Genomic DNA, 14557 nt, shown 5'->3' with positions numbered 1-14557 from the left:
CCTGCCCGCGGGTGGGCGTTGGGTCGCATGCCCCGGTGGCTGGGTCGGGTGTGCACCGAGGCGTCTCTCCCCCAGCTACCGCTGGGAGGTGCCCCCACGTGCGGCGCAGGCCACGGGTAGACCGCAGGGCTCGGCGACGTTTCCTGCGCCTTCTGCGGGGAGCGCCCCGGTACCCACCCTCCCGCCGTCCCGCGACTGAGACCCGGTGGGACCCGACCCCGACGATTGCAGGGCTCCGGTCAGCCACCGGAGACGGCCCCGAGGACCTCGCGGACCATACGCGGGACCTACGGTCAGCGCAGGACGGCGGAAGGGGACGTCGGCCGGCGTAGGTGCCGTCGAGCGGGCGGGGGACAGCCGCAGGACGGCGGAAGGGGACGCGTCGGGGCGCTCCCCGCAGAAGGCGCGGGCGACGCGGCTCGTCCCAGCGAGCGACCAGTAGTCGCGCCGCACGAGGTGACGCCCCGGGGCGGCACCGACCCGGCCACCGTGCTTGCGCCCCGCATCAGCTCAGCGCCGAACGGCCCCTCGCCGGGAGGCGATAGGGTTTTGCGGGTGAGCGGTCTGAATCTGGATGACTTCGTCGACCTGATCGAGCGGCCTGACGGCAGCGTTCGGCGTGACGCCGAGGAGCGGCGGGAACGGCTCGTGCCGGCACCCGGCGCGCTGGGCCGGCTGGACGAGCTGGGCGAGTGGCTCAGCGCCGCCCAGGGGCAGGTGCCGGTCAGGCCCGTCGAGCGGCCGCGGGTGCTGCTTTTCGCGGGCGATCACCAGGTGGCACAGCTGGACGTGTCGGGCCGCCCGGCCGGCAGCGCGGTCACCCTGGTCCGCGCGGCCCTGGACGGGGAGAGCCCGGTCGCGGTGCTGGCTCGCCGCTTCGGGGTTCCGCTGCGGGTGGTCGACATGTCGCTGGACTGCGATCCGGCCGAGCTGCCCGAGGAGGTCACCCGGTATCGAGTGCGGCGCGGCTCGGGCCGGCTGGACATCGAGGACACGCTCACCGCCGAGGAGGCGGAGCGGGCCTTCCGGGCCGGGATGGCGGTGGCCGACGAGGAGGCCGACGCGGGCACCGATCTGGTGGTGCTCGGCGACCTGAGCGTGGGCGGTACCACCGCCGCGGGCACCTTGATCGCCGCGCTGTGCGGCACCGACGCCTCGGTGGTCACCGGCCGCGGCGGCGTGGCCATCGACGACCTGGCCTGGATGCGCAAGTGCGCCGCGATCCGGGACGGGCTGCGGCGGGCGCGGCCGGTGCTCGGGGACCAGCTCCAGCTGCTGGCGGCGGTCGGCGGCGCGGATCTGACGGCGATCACCGGGTTCCTGCTGCAGAGCGCCGTGCGGCGGACGCCGGTGATCCTGGACGGCGTGGTCTCGGCGGCGTGTGCCCTGGTGGCGCAGCGCGTGGCGTTCCGCGCGCCGGATTGGTGGCTGGCCGGTCAGGCGAGCGGCGAGCCGGCGCAGGAGAAGGCGCTGGACCGGATGGCGCTCAACCCGCTGCTCGACCACGGCGTCACGGTGGGCGAGGGAACCGGGGCGCTGCTGGCCCTGCCGCTGGTGCAGGCCGCGGCGGCGCTCCTGGCGGAGTTGCCCGAGCGCGCGTGACGGCCGCACGTTCCCAGCCGTACACCTTCGACCTTCGGCCGGATGAGACCTCGGCCCGATCGAGCCTCACCAAGTCCACCTAAGTCCGATTTACCCCAGAACGCTCTCCCCTCTTAGGATCCTCCTAAGATCGCTTTTGACGGGAGACGTCCGCATTGAGTCAGCAAGAGGGAACACGCCGCCGCGCCTGGCCGCAGCGCGGCGCCGCCTTCGCCGTCTGGTACCTGCGCGCCGTCACCTTCGTCAATCTGCTCGGCGCGGTATGGGTGTCCTTCGGCAACGACATCCGGAGCCACAACGAGGACGAGCTCTTCACCCCGTACCTGCTGACCGCGGGCTTCTTCTCGGCCGCCCTCTCGCTGTTCCTCGCCATCACCATGCGCCGCCGCAAGCGGGCCGCCTGGATCCTGAACCTGGTGCTCAGCGGCCTGTTCACCGGCCTGCTGGTGCTCGCCATGCTGTGGCACGACTTCCGCAGGCACCCGCAGAACTGGATCTCGCTGATCCTCACGGTGATGTTCCTCGCCGCGCTGCTCGCCGGGCGCCGCGAGTTCTACGCCAAGGGCGACCGCGCCAACCCGCGCCTGGCGGCCGCGGTCGCCGTCCTCGGCGTGCTGGCCGGCTCGCTGATCGCCGCCGGCCTGGTCACCGTCACCAACACCGCGCCCGGCGAGGAGCACGCCACCTTTCTCGACCGCTGGCGCTACGGCGTGCTGCGGCTGGTGTCGCTGGCCCCGGCCGACGAGCGGTTCGCCGACATCCGGACGCCCGCCTGGGTCAACGTCGCCATCAACGTCATGAGCACCCTGCTGCTGCTCCTGGTGCTCTACGCGGCCTTCCGCGCGCGCCGTGCCGTCGACCCGCTCACCAGGGAGGACGAGGAGCGGCTGCGCGGCCTGCTGGCCCGGCACGGCGACCGCGACTCGCTCGGCTACTTCGCGCTGCGCCACGACAAGAGCGTCATCTGGTCGCCCACCGCCAAGTCGGCCGTGACCTACCGGGTGGTGGGCGGGGTCTCCCTCGCCTCCGGTGATCCCCTCGGCGACCCCGAGGCGTGGCCGGGGGCGATCGACCGCTGGCTGGCCGAGGCACGCGAGCACGGCTGGATCCCGGCCGTCATCGGCGCCAGTGAGGAGGGCGGCACCATCTACGCCCGGCACGGCCTGGACGCGCTGGAGATCGGCGACGAGGCGATCGTGGACACCGGCGAGTTCACCCTGGAAGGCCGGGCGATGCGCACCGTCCGCCAGGCGTACAACCGCATCCGGCGCGCCGGATACACCGTCCGGATCCGCCGCCACGAGGACATTCCGGCCGACGAGATGGCCGCACTGGTGCGGCTCGCCGACGACTGGCGGGACGGCGAGACCGAGCGCGGCTTCTCCATGGCGCTCGGCCGGCTGGGGGACCCGGCCGACGGCCGCTGCGTGATGCTGGACTGCTCCGACGCCGACGGGAAGCCGCGGGCGCTGCTGAGCTTCGCGCCCTGGGGCGCCGGCGGCCTGTCGCTGGACCTGATGCGCCGTGACCGGGACTCGGACAACGGCCTGATGGAGTTCATGGTCCTGGAGCTGATCCAGCGGGCGGCGGAGGTCGACGTCACCCAGATCTCGCTGAACTTCGCGATGTTCCGGTCGGTCTTCGAGCGCGGCTCGCGGCTGGGCGCGGGCCCGGTGCTGCGGCTGTGGCGCTCGCTGCTCAGCTTCTTCTCCCGCTGGTGGCAGATCGAGTCGCTCTACCGGGCCAACGCCAAGTACCGCCCGTTCTGGGAGCCGCGCTACCTGCTCTTCGAGAAGAGCACCGACCTGCCGCGCATCGCCCTCGCCAGCGCCCGCGCCGAGGGGTTCCTGCAAGCCCCCGGCCTGCCCAAATGGCTCAACCGCAGCCATCTGGAGACCAGCGGGGACGGTCCCGATCCCCAGGAGCCAGGGCAGGGCGCCGAGAGGCCGGTCCGCGCCTGAGAAGAGGGCCGGTCACGGCTCCTCGGAGAAGCCGCCGATCAGGTCCTGGAACCGCCGCCGCACCGCGTTCCAGCGCGCGTCGTGCCGCTCTGCGCGCACCCGCGCGCGGGCCAGCGTCCGCGGGCGGCGGCGGTAGAGACGGCGTGCCCAGGGCGAGGCGGGCCGGGCCAGCCGCACCGCGCCGAGCACCGCCACCGGGGGCAGCAGCGCCCCCACCACCGCCATCCGCGGTTTGCCCTTGCCCAGCGCGAGCAGCGCGACCAGGAAGTTGCCGCAGATGGTCAGCACCACCGTCGTGCGGTCGCCCTGCTCCTCCTGGGACAGGTCGTCCACCCCGAACGGCACGAATCCGCTGAGCAACAGCCCCACCAGGGCCGCGGTGATGACCACGACCTCGACGCTCTGCCGGCCCTGTTCGCTCCAGTACACGTCGTGCAGGTGCAGGATCAGCGCGAACTCGTCCAGGACCAGTCCGGTGCCCACCCCGAACAGCACGGCCGAGACGTAGGCGCCGAAGCCGTGCGTGCCGCTGCCGACCGCGCCGAAGCCGCCGATCACGCAGAGCAGCACGCCCGGCACCACGTGGTGGATGTGCAGCCCGCCCGGCGTGACGTTGCGGAACGGCCCCTTCCCCGCCTTGATCATCCGGGTGATGGTCCGGGTGATCAGGAAGGACAGGATGAACGACAGCAGAGCCAGGAACAGCGGCAGCTTGCCGGGCTCCACGATGTTCCGCTCCCACCAGTGCCCCATGTCCCTCCCTACCTCCAGCTGCCGCTGGGAGGTACCCCCTCCCACGACCGCGGTCGACGGCCGCCGCGCGACCTCTGGCCTCTCAGCGTGCAAGCGATAGCCTGCGCGGCCATGGACACCACGCCGCAAGCGTCCCCCGCACGCCCGCCGCACCCACCGCGCGCCGGGTTGACGGACGGTGTGCGCTTCGCCTTCGGAACGCTCACCGCGCTGCCGGTGACGGTGGCGCGCTGGGACCGGGCGGCGGCCCGCACCGGCATGCTCTGCGCGCCGCTGGCCGGGCTGGTGGTCGGGGGGTGCGCGGCCGCGCTCGGCGGTCTGCTGCTGCTGTTCGGCAGCGGCCCGCTGCTCGCCGCCGTCGCCACCGCCGCGCTGCCCGCCGCGCTCACCCGCGGATTGCACCTCGACGGGCTCGCGGACACCGCCGACGGGCTCGGCAGCGGCAAGCCCGCCGAGGACGCGCTGCGCATCATGAAGCAGTCCGACATCGGGCCGTTCGGCGTCATCACCCTGGTGTTCGTGCTGTTCGCCCAGGTCGCGGCGGGCTACGAGCTGTATGCCGAGGACTGGGCGCACGGCGCGGTCGCGGCGGCCGTCGCCGCCACCGTGGCGCGCTGCGCGCTGACCCTGGCGGCCCGCAGCACGGTGCCGGCCGCCCGGCCGGGCGGCCTGGGCGCGGCGGTGGCCGGGGCGGTGCCGGTGCGCTCGGCCGCGCTGTCCGCCGCGCTGGTCACTGCCGGATGCGCGGCGCTGGGCGCGGTCTTCGGGCCGTCGGCGGCGGTGCGCCACGGGCTCGCCGCGGCGGCCGCGCTGGCCGCCTCCGAACTCCTGCTGCGGCACTGCCGCCGCCGCTTCGGCGGGGTGACCGGCGATGTCTTCGGCGGGCTGGCGGAGACCGCCACGGTCACCGCCTGGCTGGTCCTCACCCTCGGCTGACACCGTCCACTGACGCCGTCCGGCCGCACGGCCCCGACCCGGCCATCAGCCCCCCGGCGACCACGACCCGGACCCGGCCCGCGGGCACCCGGCAACCGGCACCCGAACCCGGCCATCAGCGGCCCGGCAGCCACGGCCCCGGACCCCGCCGCCGACCGCGACCCGGACCCCGCCGTCGGGCGGCCCGGCGGCCGCGGTCCGGGTCCGCCGGCGGGGCCGGGGACGGGGGCGGGCTCCGGCGCGGCGGGTCAACTCCGCCTCCCCGGACGGCGGACCGGCCGCCGTACCCGGAGGCGGGCGGCACGCGGGCCGCTCCGGGCGAGTTAGGCTCCCGATGGCCTGCACGCCCGCCCCCGGCATCGGCGACGGCCCGCGCCGGGCCACCAGACAACCGGCGCATACGATGCCAGCAGGGCGCGGCTGACCCACCCATCGGCCGAGGGAACTACCGGAAGAGGGACCCCACTACCGTGACTGCACTCACTCTCAGCACCTCCTCCGCGGCGACGCTGCGCGCGGACGCCGTCGTCGTCGGCGTGGCGAAGGGCCCCAAGGGCCCCGTCGTCGCCCCCGGCGCCGAGGCCGTGGACTCCGCGTTCGACGGCAAGCTGGCGACCGTACTGGAGACGCTCGGCGCGTCCGGCGCCGAGGCCGAGGTGACCAAGCTGCCGGCGCCGGCCGGGCTGAAGGCCCCGGTCGTGCTCGCGGTCGGTCTCGGCGACGTCCCCACCGAGGAGGACGGCGACGACGGCCGGTACGGCACCGAGGCGCTGCGCCGGGCCGCCGGCGCCGCCGCCCGTGCCCTGGCCGGGTCCAAGAAGGGCGCCTTCGCGCTGCCGATCCAGGACGCCGGGGACGCCGCGGCGATCGCCGAGGGCGCGCTGCTGGGCGCGTACTCCTACGCCAACGACCGCGGTGAGGCGAAGAAGAAGGGGAACGGCGCCCCGCTCGCCGAGGTCGCCGTGCTCGGTGCCAAGCCGCGCGACAAGGCGTTCAAGGCCGCCGCCGAGCGCACCGTCGCGCTGGTCGCCGAGATCAACCGCGCCCGCGACCTGGTCAACACCCCGCCCAACGTGCTGGACCCGAAGGCGTTCACCGCCATCGCCCAGGAGGCGGCCAAGGAGCACGGCCTCAAGATCGAGGTGCTGGACGAGAAGGCGCTCAAGAAGGGCGGCTACGGCGGCATCCTCGGCGTCGGCCAGGGCTCGGCCACCCCGCCGCGCCTGGTGAAGCTCAGCTACACGCACGCCAAGGCGGAGAAGACCCTGGCGCTGGTCGGCAAGGGCATCACCTACGACTCCGGCGGCATCTCGCTGAAGCCGGCCGGCCACAACGAGACGATGAAGTGCGACATGGCCGGCGCCGCCGCCGTGTTCTCCGCCGTGGTCGCCGCCGCGCGGCTGGGCCTGCGGGTCAACGTCACCGGCTGGCTGGCGCTCGCGGAGAACATGCCTTCCGGCTCCGCCACCCGACCGGGTGATGTGCTGACCATGTACCGCGGCAAGACCGTCGAGGTGCTCAACACCGACGCCGAGGGCCGGCTGGTGCTCGCCGACGCGCTGACCCGCGCCTCGGAGGAGAAGCCGGACGCCATCGTGGACGTGGCCACGCTGACCGGCGCGATGGTGATGGCGCTGGGCAACCGCACCTTCGGGATCATGGCGAACGACGAGGCCTACCGCACCGCGATCCACGAGATCGCCGGCGAGGTCGGCGAGCAGTCCTGGCCGATGCCGCTCCCGTCCGACCTGCGCAAGGGCATGGACTCGCAGGTCGCCGACCTGGCCAACATGGGTGAGCGGATGGGCGGCGGCCTGGTGGCCGGCCTCTTCCTCAAGGAGTTCGTGGGCGAGGGCATCACCTGGGCGCACCTGGACATCGCCGGCCCGGCCTTCAACGAGTCCGGTCCTTCCGGGTACACCCCCAAGGGCGGCACCGGCTCCGCGATCCGCACCCTGGTCCGGCTGGCGGAGCGCACCGCCGACGGCGACCTCGGCTGACAGCGGGCTGACGGCCGTCTCGTGGCCCCGGGCCCTGTGCCCGGGGCCATTCGGCCCGTACGGCTCATCGCGCCGACCGTCGGGATCCGTACCCGAAGGAGTCGGCGTACGCGTGAGTAACCCCCGGACACGGGTTGACCGGGGGTCTCACACATCGGGCCCCGCGTCCCGCCTTCCGTCAACAAGTGCGAAGATGGGTTCTCGGCAGGACAGGGCCCCCACCACAGGGCCGAAGACAAAGCGGCCGAACACCAGCCGACATGCCGGTCGTACCCCCAGGGAGGGGACCCGGCGACCGGCGCACATGCATGGAGGACGTGACGTGGCGAACGACGCCAGCACCGTTTTCGACCTAGTGATCCTCGGCGGTGGCAGTGGCGGTTACGCCGCGGCCCTGCGCGGAGCCCAGCTGGGCCTGGACGTCGCCCTGATCGAGAAGAACAAGCTCGGCGGCACCTGCCTGCACAACGGCTGCATCCCCACCAAGGCCCTGCTGCACGCCGGCGAGGTCGCCGACCAGGCGCGCGAGGCCGACCAGTTCGGTGTCAAGACCACCTTCGAGGGCATCGACATCGCGGCCGTCCACAAGTACAAGGACGACGTGATCGCGGGCCTGTACAAGGGCCTGCAGGGCCTCGTGGCCTCCCGCAAGGTGACCTACATCGAGGGCGAGGGCCGCCTGTCGTCCCCGACCTCCGTGGACGTGAACGGCCAGCGCATCCAGGGCCGCCACATCCTGCTGGCCACCGGCTCCGTGCCGAAGTCGCTGCCGGGCCTGGAGATCGACGGCAACCGCATCATCTCCTCGGACCACGCCCTGACCCTGGACCGCGTCCCGCAGTCCGCGATCATCCTGGGCGGCGGCGTCATCGGCGTCGAGTTCGCCTCCGCGTGGAAGTCCTTCGGCACCGACGTCACCATCGTCGAGGGCCTCAAGCACCTCGTCCCGGTCGAGGACGAGAACAGCTCCAAGCTTCTTGAGCGCGCTTTCCGCAAGCGCGGCATCAAGTTCAACCTGGGCACCTTCTTCGAGAAGGCCGAGTACACCGAGAACGGTGTCCGCGTCACCCTGGCCGACGGCAAGACCTTCGAGGCCGAGGTGCTGCTGGTCGCCATCGGCCGCGGCCCGGTCTCCCAGGGCCTGGGCTACGAGGAGGCCGGGGTCGCCATGGACCGCGGCTACGTCCTCGTGGACGAGTACATGCAGACCAACGTCCCGACGATCTCGGCGGTCGGCGACCTCGTCCCGACCCTCCAGCTCGCGCACGTCGGCTTCGCCGAGGGCATCCTGGTGGCGGAGCGGCTGGCCGGTCTCAAGACCGTGCCGATCGACTACGACGGCGTGCCCCGTGTCACGTACTGCCACCCGGAGGTCGCCTCGGTCGGCATCACCGAGGCCAAGGCCAAGGAGCTGTACGGCGCTGACAAGGTCGTCGCTCTGAAGTACAACCTCGCGGGCAACGGCAAGAGCAAGATCCTCAAGACCGCGGGCGAGATCAAGCTCGTCCAGGTCCGTGACGGAGCCGTGGTCGGCGTCCACATGGTCGGTGACCGTATGGGCGAGCAGGTCGGCGAAGCGCAGCTGATCTACAACTGGGAGGCGCTGCCGGCCGAGGTCGCGCAGCTGATCCACGCGCACCCGACCCAGAACGAGGCTCTCGGCGAGGCGCACCTGGCGCTGGCCGGCAAGCCGCTGCACTCGCACGACTAATCCCGGGCGCGACCCATCCGCACAGATCGTTAGGAGCAACCGAAACCATGGCGGTTTCCGTAACCCTGCCGGCGCTCGGCGAGAGCGTGACCGAGGGCACCGTCACCCGCTGGCTCAAGGCCGAGGGTGAGCGTGTCGAGGCCGACGAGCCGCTGCTCGAGGTGTCGACCGACAAGGTCGACACCGAGATCCCGGCGCCCGCCTCCGGCATCCTCTCCTCCATCAAGGTGGCCGAGGACGAGACGGTCGAGGTCGGCGCTGAGCTCGCCGTCATCGACGACGGCACCGGCGCCCCCGCCGCTGCCCCCGCCCCGGCCGCCGCCGAGGCACCCGCCGAGGCCCCGGCCCCGGCCGCCCAGCCCGAGCCCGCCCCGGCGCCGGTCGCCGAGGCCCCGGCTCCGGCCGCCGCCCCCGCCGGTGGCGCCGAAGGCACCGACGTCGTCCTGCCCGCGCTGGGCGAGTCGGTCACCGAGGGCACCGTCACCCGCTGGCTGAAGGCCGTGGGCGACTCCGTCGAGGCCGACGAGCCGCTGCTCGAGGTCTCGACCGACAAGGTCGACACCGAGATCCCGGCCCCGACCTCCGGCACCCTGCTGGAGATCCTGGTCGCCGAGGACGAGACCGCCGAGGTCGGCGCCAAGCTCGCCGTCATCGGCGCCGCTGGTGCCGCTCCTGCGGCCGCCCCCGCCCCGGCCGCCCCGGCCCCGGCCGCGGCCCCCGCCCCGGCGGCTCCGGCCGCTCCGGCTCCGGCTCCGACCCCCGCTCCGGCTCCGGCCGCGCCCGCACCGGCTGCGGCTGCTCCGGCCGCGCCTGCCGCTCCGGCTGCTCCGGCTCCGGCCGCCCCGGCTCCCGCTGCCGCTGCCCCGGCCGCCCCGGCTCCGGTCGGGACCGGCGAAGGCGCCTACGTCACCCCCCTGGTGCGCAAGCTCGCCCAGGAGAGCGGCGTGGACCTGTCCTCCGTCCGGGGCTCCGGTGTCGGTGGCCGGATCCGCAAGCAGGACGTCGTGGCCGCCGCCGAGGCCGCCGCTGCCGCCCGCACCGCCGCCCCGGCCGCCGCTCCGGCAGCCGCCCCGGCTCCGGCCGCCGCCGTCCAGGCGTCGCCGCTGCGCGGCCAGACGGTCAAGATGACCCGGATGCGCAAGGTCATCGGCGACAACATGATGAAGGCCCTGCACTCGCAGGCGCAGCTGACCAGCGTGGTCGAGGTGGACATCACCAAGATCATGAAGCTGCGCGGCAAGGCCAAGGACTCCTTCCTCGCCCGTGAGGGCGTGAAGCTGTCCCCGATGCCGTTCTTCGTCAAGGCCGCGGCCCAGGCGCTGAAGGCCCACCCGGTCATCAACGCCCGGATCAACGAGGACGAGGGCACGATCACCTACTTCGACACCGAGAACATCGGTATCGCGGTGGACTCCGAGAAGGGTCTGATGACCCCGGTCATCAAGGGTGCGGGCGACCTCAACATCGCCGGCATCTCCAAGAAGACCTCGGAGCTGGCGGCGGCGGTCCGCGCCAGCAAGATCACCCCGGACGACCTGGCCGGCGCGACCTTCACCATCAGCAACACCGGTTCGCGCGGCGCGCTGTTCGACACGATCATCGTGCCCCCGAGCCAGGTCGCGATCCTGGGCATCGGTGCCACCGTCCGCCGCCCGGTGGTCATCAACCACCCGGAGCTGGGCGAGACCATCGCCATCCGCGACATGACCTACGTCGCGCTCTCCTACGACCACCGTCTGGTGGACGGCGCCGACGCGGCCCGCTACCTGACCACGGTCAAGGCGATCCTGGAGGCCGGCGAGTTCGAGGTCGACCTCGGCCTGTAAGGCTCGCTGACCGCCAGTGGCGTACGGCGCCCCCGTCCGGATCCCTCCGGGCGGGGGCGCCGCCGTATTGTCTACGCATCGCCCGTCGCGCCCGAGGAGCCCTTCATGACCACCCCGCCCGTCGTCCACTCGCTCCGCGACCACATCCGCGAGCACATCGTGGAGGGGATCGTCAGCGGGCGCTGGCAGCCGGGCGAACGCATCGTGGAGCGGCACATCGCGGTGGAGCTGGCCGTCAGCCAGACCCCGGTGCGCGAGGCGCTGCGCGAGCTGGAGACCCTGCGGCTGATCGAATCGGCGCCCAACAAGGGCGTGCGGGTGCGGAATCTGACCGCCGCCGACCTGGAGGAGATCTACCCGGTACGGGCCGGGCTCGAGCAGATCGCGGCGGAGCTGGCCGCGGAGCGGCTGGCGGCGGATGTCTCCGCGCTGGAGCCGCAGGTCGCGGCGTTGTACGAGGCGGACCGCACGGCCGACGCGGAGGCCCAGGTGCGGCACACCGTGGCCTTCCACCGCGAGCTGGTGCGGGCCGCGGGGAACAGCGTGCTGCTGCACACCTGGGAGGGGCTCGGCATCGAGGTCTTCACCGCGCTGTCGATCCGCTGGCTGGGGACCCGCCAGCAGTCGTACGCCGAGGAGCACGAGGAGCTGCTGGCAGCCTTCCGCCGCCGTGACCCGCGGATCGGCGCCCTGGTCAAGGCCCACGTCCTCGGCTGCGCCCCCCGCGCCTGACGCCCGCCTACCGTCCGATTGCGTCCGACTCTGCCGTCCGATTCCGTTCGGCCCGGCTGAAAAGCGCCCTTGACCGGTCCCCCAGCGACGCCCGAGCACCTCGTACCGTGCCTGATTTGTACCGCTTCACTCCGGCACTCCGTGCCCCATTTCGCGGCACGGAATGCCAATTTCGCCTTTCGGAGGACTTTTTCGGCCCCAGGCTTTGATCGATCATCGATCAGAGACTTACAGTCGTCGGCGGGCCTCACCCGGCCCTCCGCCCTGTCCTGCCACTTCAGGGCTTAAAAGCCACTCCCTTCGAGAGTCCGGAAGGCGGCGATCATGACCGACTCCGCACGTACCCTGCCGAGCGAGCTCGACCAGCTCCCGGACCGGGACCCCGAGGAGACCGCCGAGTGGGCGGCCTCCCTGGACGCCGTCGCGCGAGCGGCCGGCCCACACCGGGCCGCCTACCTGATGCGCCGCACCCTCGAGCACGGCCGTAACGCGGGGCTCGCCCTGCCCACGCCGGTCGAGACGGACTACCTCAACACCATTCCCACCTCCGCCGAGCCCGCCTTCCCCGGTGACGAGGAGATGGAGCGGCGGATCGCCGCCTGGAACCGCTGGAACGCCGCCGCCATGGTCACCCGTGGCGCCCGCCTCGGCGTCGGCGGCCACATCGCCACCTTCGCCTCCGCCGCCTGGCTCTACGAGACCGGCTTCAACCACTTCTTCCGCGGCAAGGAGGGCGACGGCAGCGGCGACCAGCTCTACATCCAGGGCCACGCCTCCCCCGGCATCTACGCCCGCGCCTTCCTCGACGGACGGCTGACCGAGCAGCACCTGGACAACTTCCGCCAGGAGGCGGGCGGAGGCGGCCTGCCGTCCTACCCGCACCCGCGCCGCCTGCCCTGGCTGTGGGAGTTCCCCACCGTCTCCATGGGCCTCGGCCCGCTGTCCGCGATCTACCAGGCGCGCTTCAACCGCTACCTGAACAACCGCGGCATCAAGGACACGAGCAACTCGCACGTATGGGCCTTCCTGGGCGACGGCGAGATGGACGAGCCGGAGTCGACCGCCGCCCTCGCCCTCGCGGCCCGCGAGCGGCTCGACAACCTGACCTTCGTCGTCAACTGCAACCTGCAGCGCCTCGACGGCCCGGTCCGCGCCAACTTCAAGATCGTCCAGGAGCTGGAGGCCCAGTTCCGCGGCGCCGGCTGGAACGTCGTGAAGTCGCTGTGGGGCTCCGCCTGGGACGAGCTGTTCCAGCTCGACACCACGGGCGCCCTGGTACGCCGCCTGCGCGAGGTGCCGGACGCCCAGTTCCAGACCTACGCGACGCGCGACGTGGCCTACATCCGCGACCACTTCTTCGGCGCCGACGCCGAGCTGGTCCGGCTGGCGGGCGTGCTCTCCGACGCGAAGATCGCCGAGTGCTTCCACACCTCCCGCGGCGGCCACGAGCCGCGCAAGGTCTACGCCGCGTACAAGGCCGCGGTCGAGCACAAGGGCGCGCCGACCGTGATCCTGGCCCAGACGGTCAAGGGCTACACGCTGGGCGCCGGGTTCGAGTCGAAGAACGCGAACCACCAGATGAAGAAGTTGACGATCGACGAGTTCAAGAGCATGCGCGACCTGCTCGGGCTGCCGATCGCCGACAGCGCCTTCGCCGACGGCCAGGTCCCCTACGGCCACCCGGGCGAGAACTCCCCCGAGGTCCGCTACCTCACCGAGCGCCGCGCGGCGCTCGGCGGCCCGGCCCCGGCCCGCCGCGTGCACCACGTCGCCCTGCCCGCCCCCGAGGAGCGTGGCTTCAAGGCCCTGCAGAAGGGTTCGGGCAAGCAGGAGATGGCCACCACCATGGCGTTCGTACGCCTGGTGAAGGACCTCATGCGGGACAAGGAGACCGGCAGGCGCTGGGTGCCGATCGTCCCCGACGAGGCGCGCACCTTCGGCATGGAGTCGCTCTTCCCCTCCGCCGGCATCTACTCGCCGCTGGGCCAGACGTACGAGCCGGTCGACCGCGACCAGCTGATGTACTACAAGGAGGCCAAGGACGGCCAGATCCTCAACGAGGGGATCACCGAGGCCGGCGCCATGGCCGACTTCATCGCCGCCGCCACGTCGTACGCGACGCACGGCGAGGCGATGATCCCCTTCTACATCTTCTACTCGATGTTCGGCTGGCAGCGCACCGGCGACCAGATGTGGCAGCTCGCCGACCAGCTCGGCAAGGGCTTCATCGTCGGCGCCACGGCGGGCCGGACGACGCTGACCGGTGAGGGTCTGCAGCACGCCGACGGCCACTCGCACCTGATCGCGGCCACCAACCCGGCCTCGCTCAACTACGACCCGGCGTTCGCGTACGAGATCGCGGTGATCGTCAAGGACGGTCTGCGCCGGATGTACGGCGAGAACCCGGAAGACGTCTTCTACTACCTGACGGTCTACAACGAGCCCAAGCCGCAGCCCGCGATGCCCGAGGGCGTCGAGGAAGGCATCGTCAAGGGCCTGTACCGCTTCAACACGGCGGCCGACCTGGGCGAGGAGGCCGCCCCGGCCGCGGACGCCCCGAAGATCCAGCTGATGGCCTCGGGCACCGCGATCCACTGGATCCTGGAGGCCCAGAAGCTGCTGGCCGCCGACTGGAACGTCTCCGCCGACGTGTGGTCCGCCACCTCCTGGGGCGAGCTGCGCCGCGAGGCGCTGGAGTGCGACGAGGCGCTGCTGCGCGGCGAGGAGCGCACCCCGTACGTCACCCGTGTGCTGGAGGGCGCCCCGGGCCCGGTCCTGGCGGTGTCCGACTGGATGCGCCAGGTTCCGGACCAGATCAGCCAGTGGGTGCCGCAGGACTACACCTCGCTGGGGACGGACGGCTTCGGGCTCTCCGACACCCGCGACGCGGCCCGCCGCCACTTCGGGGTGGACGCCCGGTCGATCGTGGTGGCCGCGCTCGCGGCGCTGGCCAAGCGCGGCGAGATCAAGTCCGCCACGGTGGCCGAGGCCCGGGAGCGCTACGGCCTGTAGGACCCTGGCTGACATCGCCCGCCC

9 protein-coding genes are annotated in these 14557 nt (G+C 72.7%); 8 read left to right on the top strand and 1 reads right to left on the bottom strand.

What is annotated here, in order from left to right; genetic code table 11:
- Positions 1 to 555: 555 nt before the first annotated feature.
- A complete protein-coding gene (cobT, locus tag AC4BDD_RS22345; protein WP_490687238.1) occupies positions 556 to 1602 on the top strand; it encodes a nicotinate-nucleotide--dimethylbenzimidazole phosphoribosyltransferase in 1047 nt (348 codons plus the stop codon).
- Positions 1603 to 1757: 155 nt separating this feature from the next.
- Positions 1758 to 3563: a phosphatidylglycerol lysyltransferase domain-containing protein gene (locus tag AC4BDD_RS22340; RefSeq protein ID WP_490687237.1), complete on the top strand. Its 1806-nt coding sequence runs from the start codon at positions 1758 to 1760 to the stop codon at positions 3561 to 3563.
- A 12-nt stretch (positions 3564 to 3575) separates the two neighbouring features.
- On the opposite strand, the gene AC4BDD_RS22335 is transcribed toward AC4BDD_RS22340, so the two are convergent.
- Positions 3576 to 4316, bottom strand: coding sequence for a hypothetical protein (locus tag AC4BDD_RS22335; RefSeq protein ID WP_490687236.1), 741 nt, complete (start codon positions 4314 to 4316; stop codon positions 3576 to 3578).
- A 111-nt stretch (positions 4317 to 4427) separates the two neighbouring features.
- Here AC4BDD_RS22335 and AC4BDD_RS22330 point away from each other — a divergent pair, with 111 nt between their 5' ends.
- From AC4BDD_RS22330 to aceE, 6 genes are all read left to right on the top strand, one after another.
- Positions 4428 to 5252: an adenosylcobinamide-GDP ribazoletransferase gene (locus AC4BDD_RS22330; protein ID WP_490687235.1), complete on the top strand. Its 825-nt coding sequence runs from the start codon at positions 4428 to 4430 to the stop codon at positions 5250 to 5252.
- 470 nt (positions 5253 to 5722) lie between these two features.
- Positions 5723 to 7252, top strand: coding sequence for a leucyl aminopeptidase (locus AC4BDD_RS22325; RefSeq protein WP_490687234.1), 1530 nt, complete (start codon positions 5723 to 5725; stop codon positions 7250 to 7252).
- Between the two features lie 322 nt (positions 7253 to 7574).
- Positions 7575 to 8963 (top strand): dihydrolipoyl dehydrogenase, encoded by a 1389-nt coding sequence (gene lpdA / locus AC4BDD_RS22320; protein WP_490687233.1) that lies wholly within the window; start codon positions 7575 to 7577, stop codon positions 8961 to 8963.
- A 47-nt stretch (positions 8964 to 9010) separates the two neighbouring features.
- On the top strand, positions 9011 to 10789 hold the full coding sequence (gene sucB / locus AC4BDD_RS22315) for a 2-oxoglutarate dehydrogenase, E2 component, dihydrolipoamide succinyltransferase (protein WP_490687232.1): 1779 nt from the start codon (positions 9011 to 9013) through the stop codon (positions 10787 to 10789).
- A gap of 105 nt (positions 10790 to 10894) precedes the next feature.
- Positions 10895 to 11521, top strand: coding sequence for a GntR family transcriptional regulator (locus tag AC4BDD_RS22310; protein WP_490687231.1), 627 nt, complete (start codon positions 10895 to 10897; stop codon positions 11519 to 11521).
- 324 nt (positions 11522 to 11845) lie between these two features.
- Positions 11846 to 14533 carry a pyruvate dehydrogenase (acetyl-transferring), homodimeric type gene (gene aceE, locus AC4BDD_RS22305; protein WP_490687230.1) on the top strand — a complete coding sequence of 896 codons (2688 nt, stop codon included), beginning with the start codon at positions 11846 to 11848 and terminating at the stop codon, positions 14531 to 14533.
- Positions 14534 to 14557 lie beyond the last annotated feature (24 nt).

It is taken from the genome of Streptomyces sp. JLBT605 (genome assembly GCF_058215555.1).
This window is presented reverse-complemented; position numbering and strand designations above follow the sequence as displayed.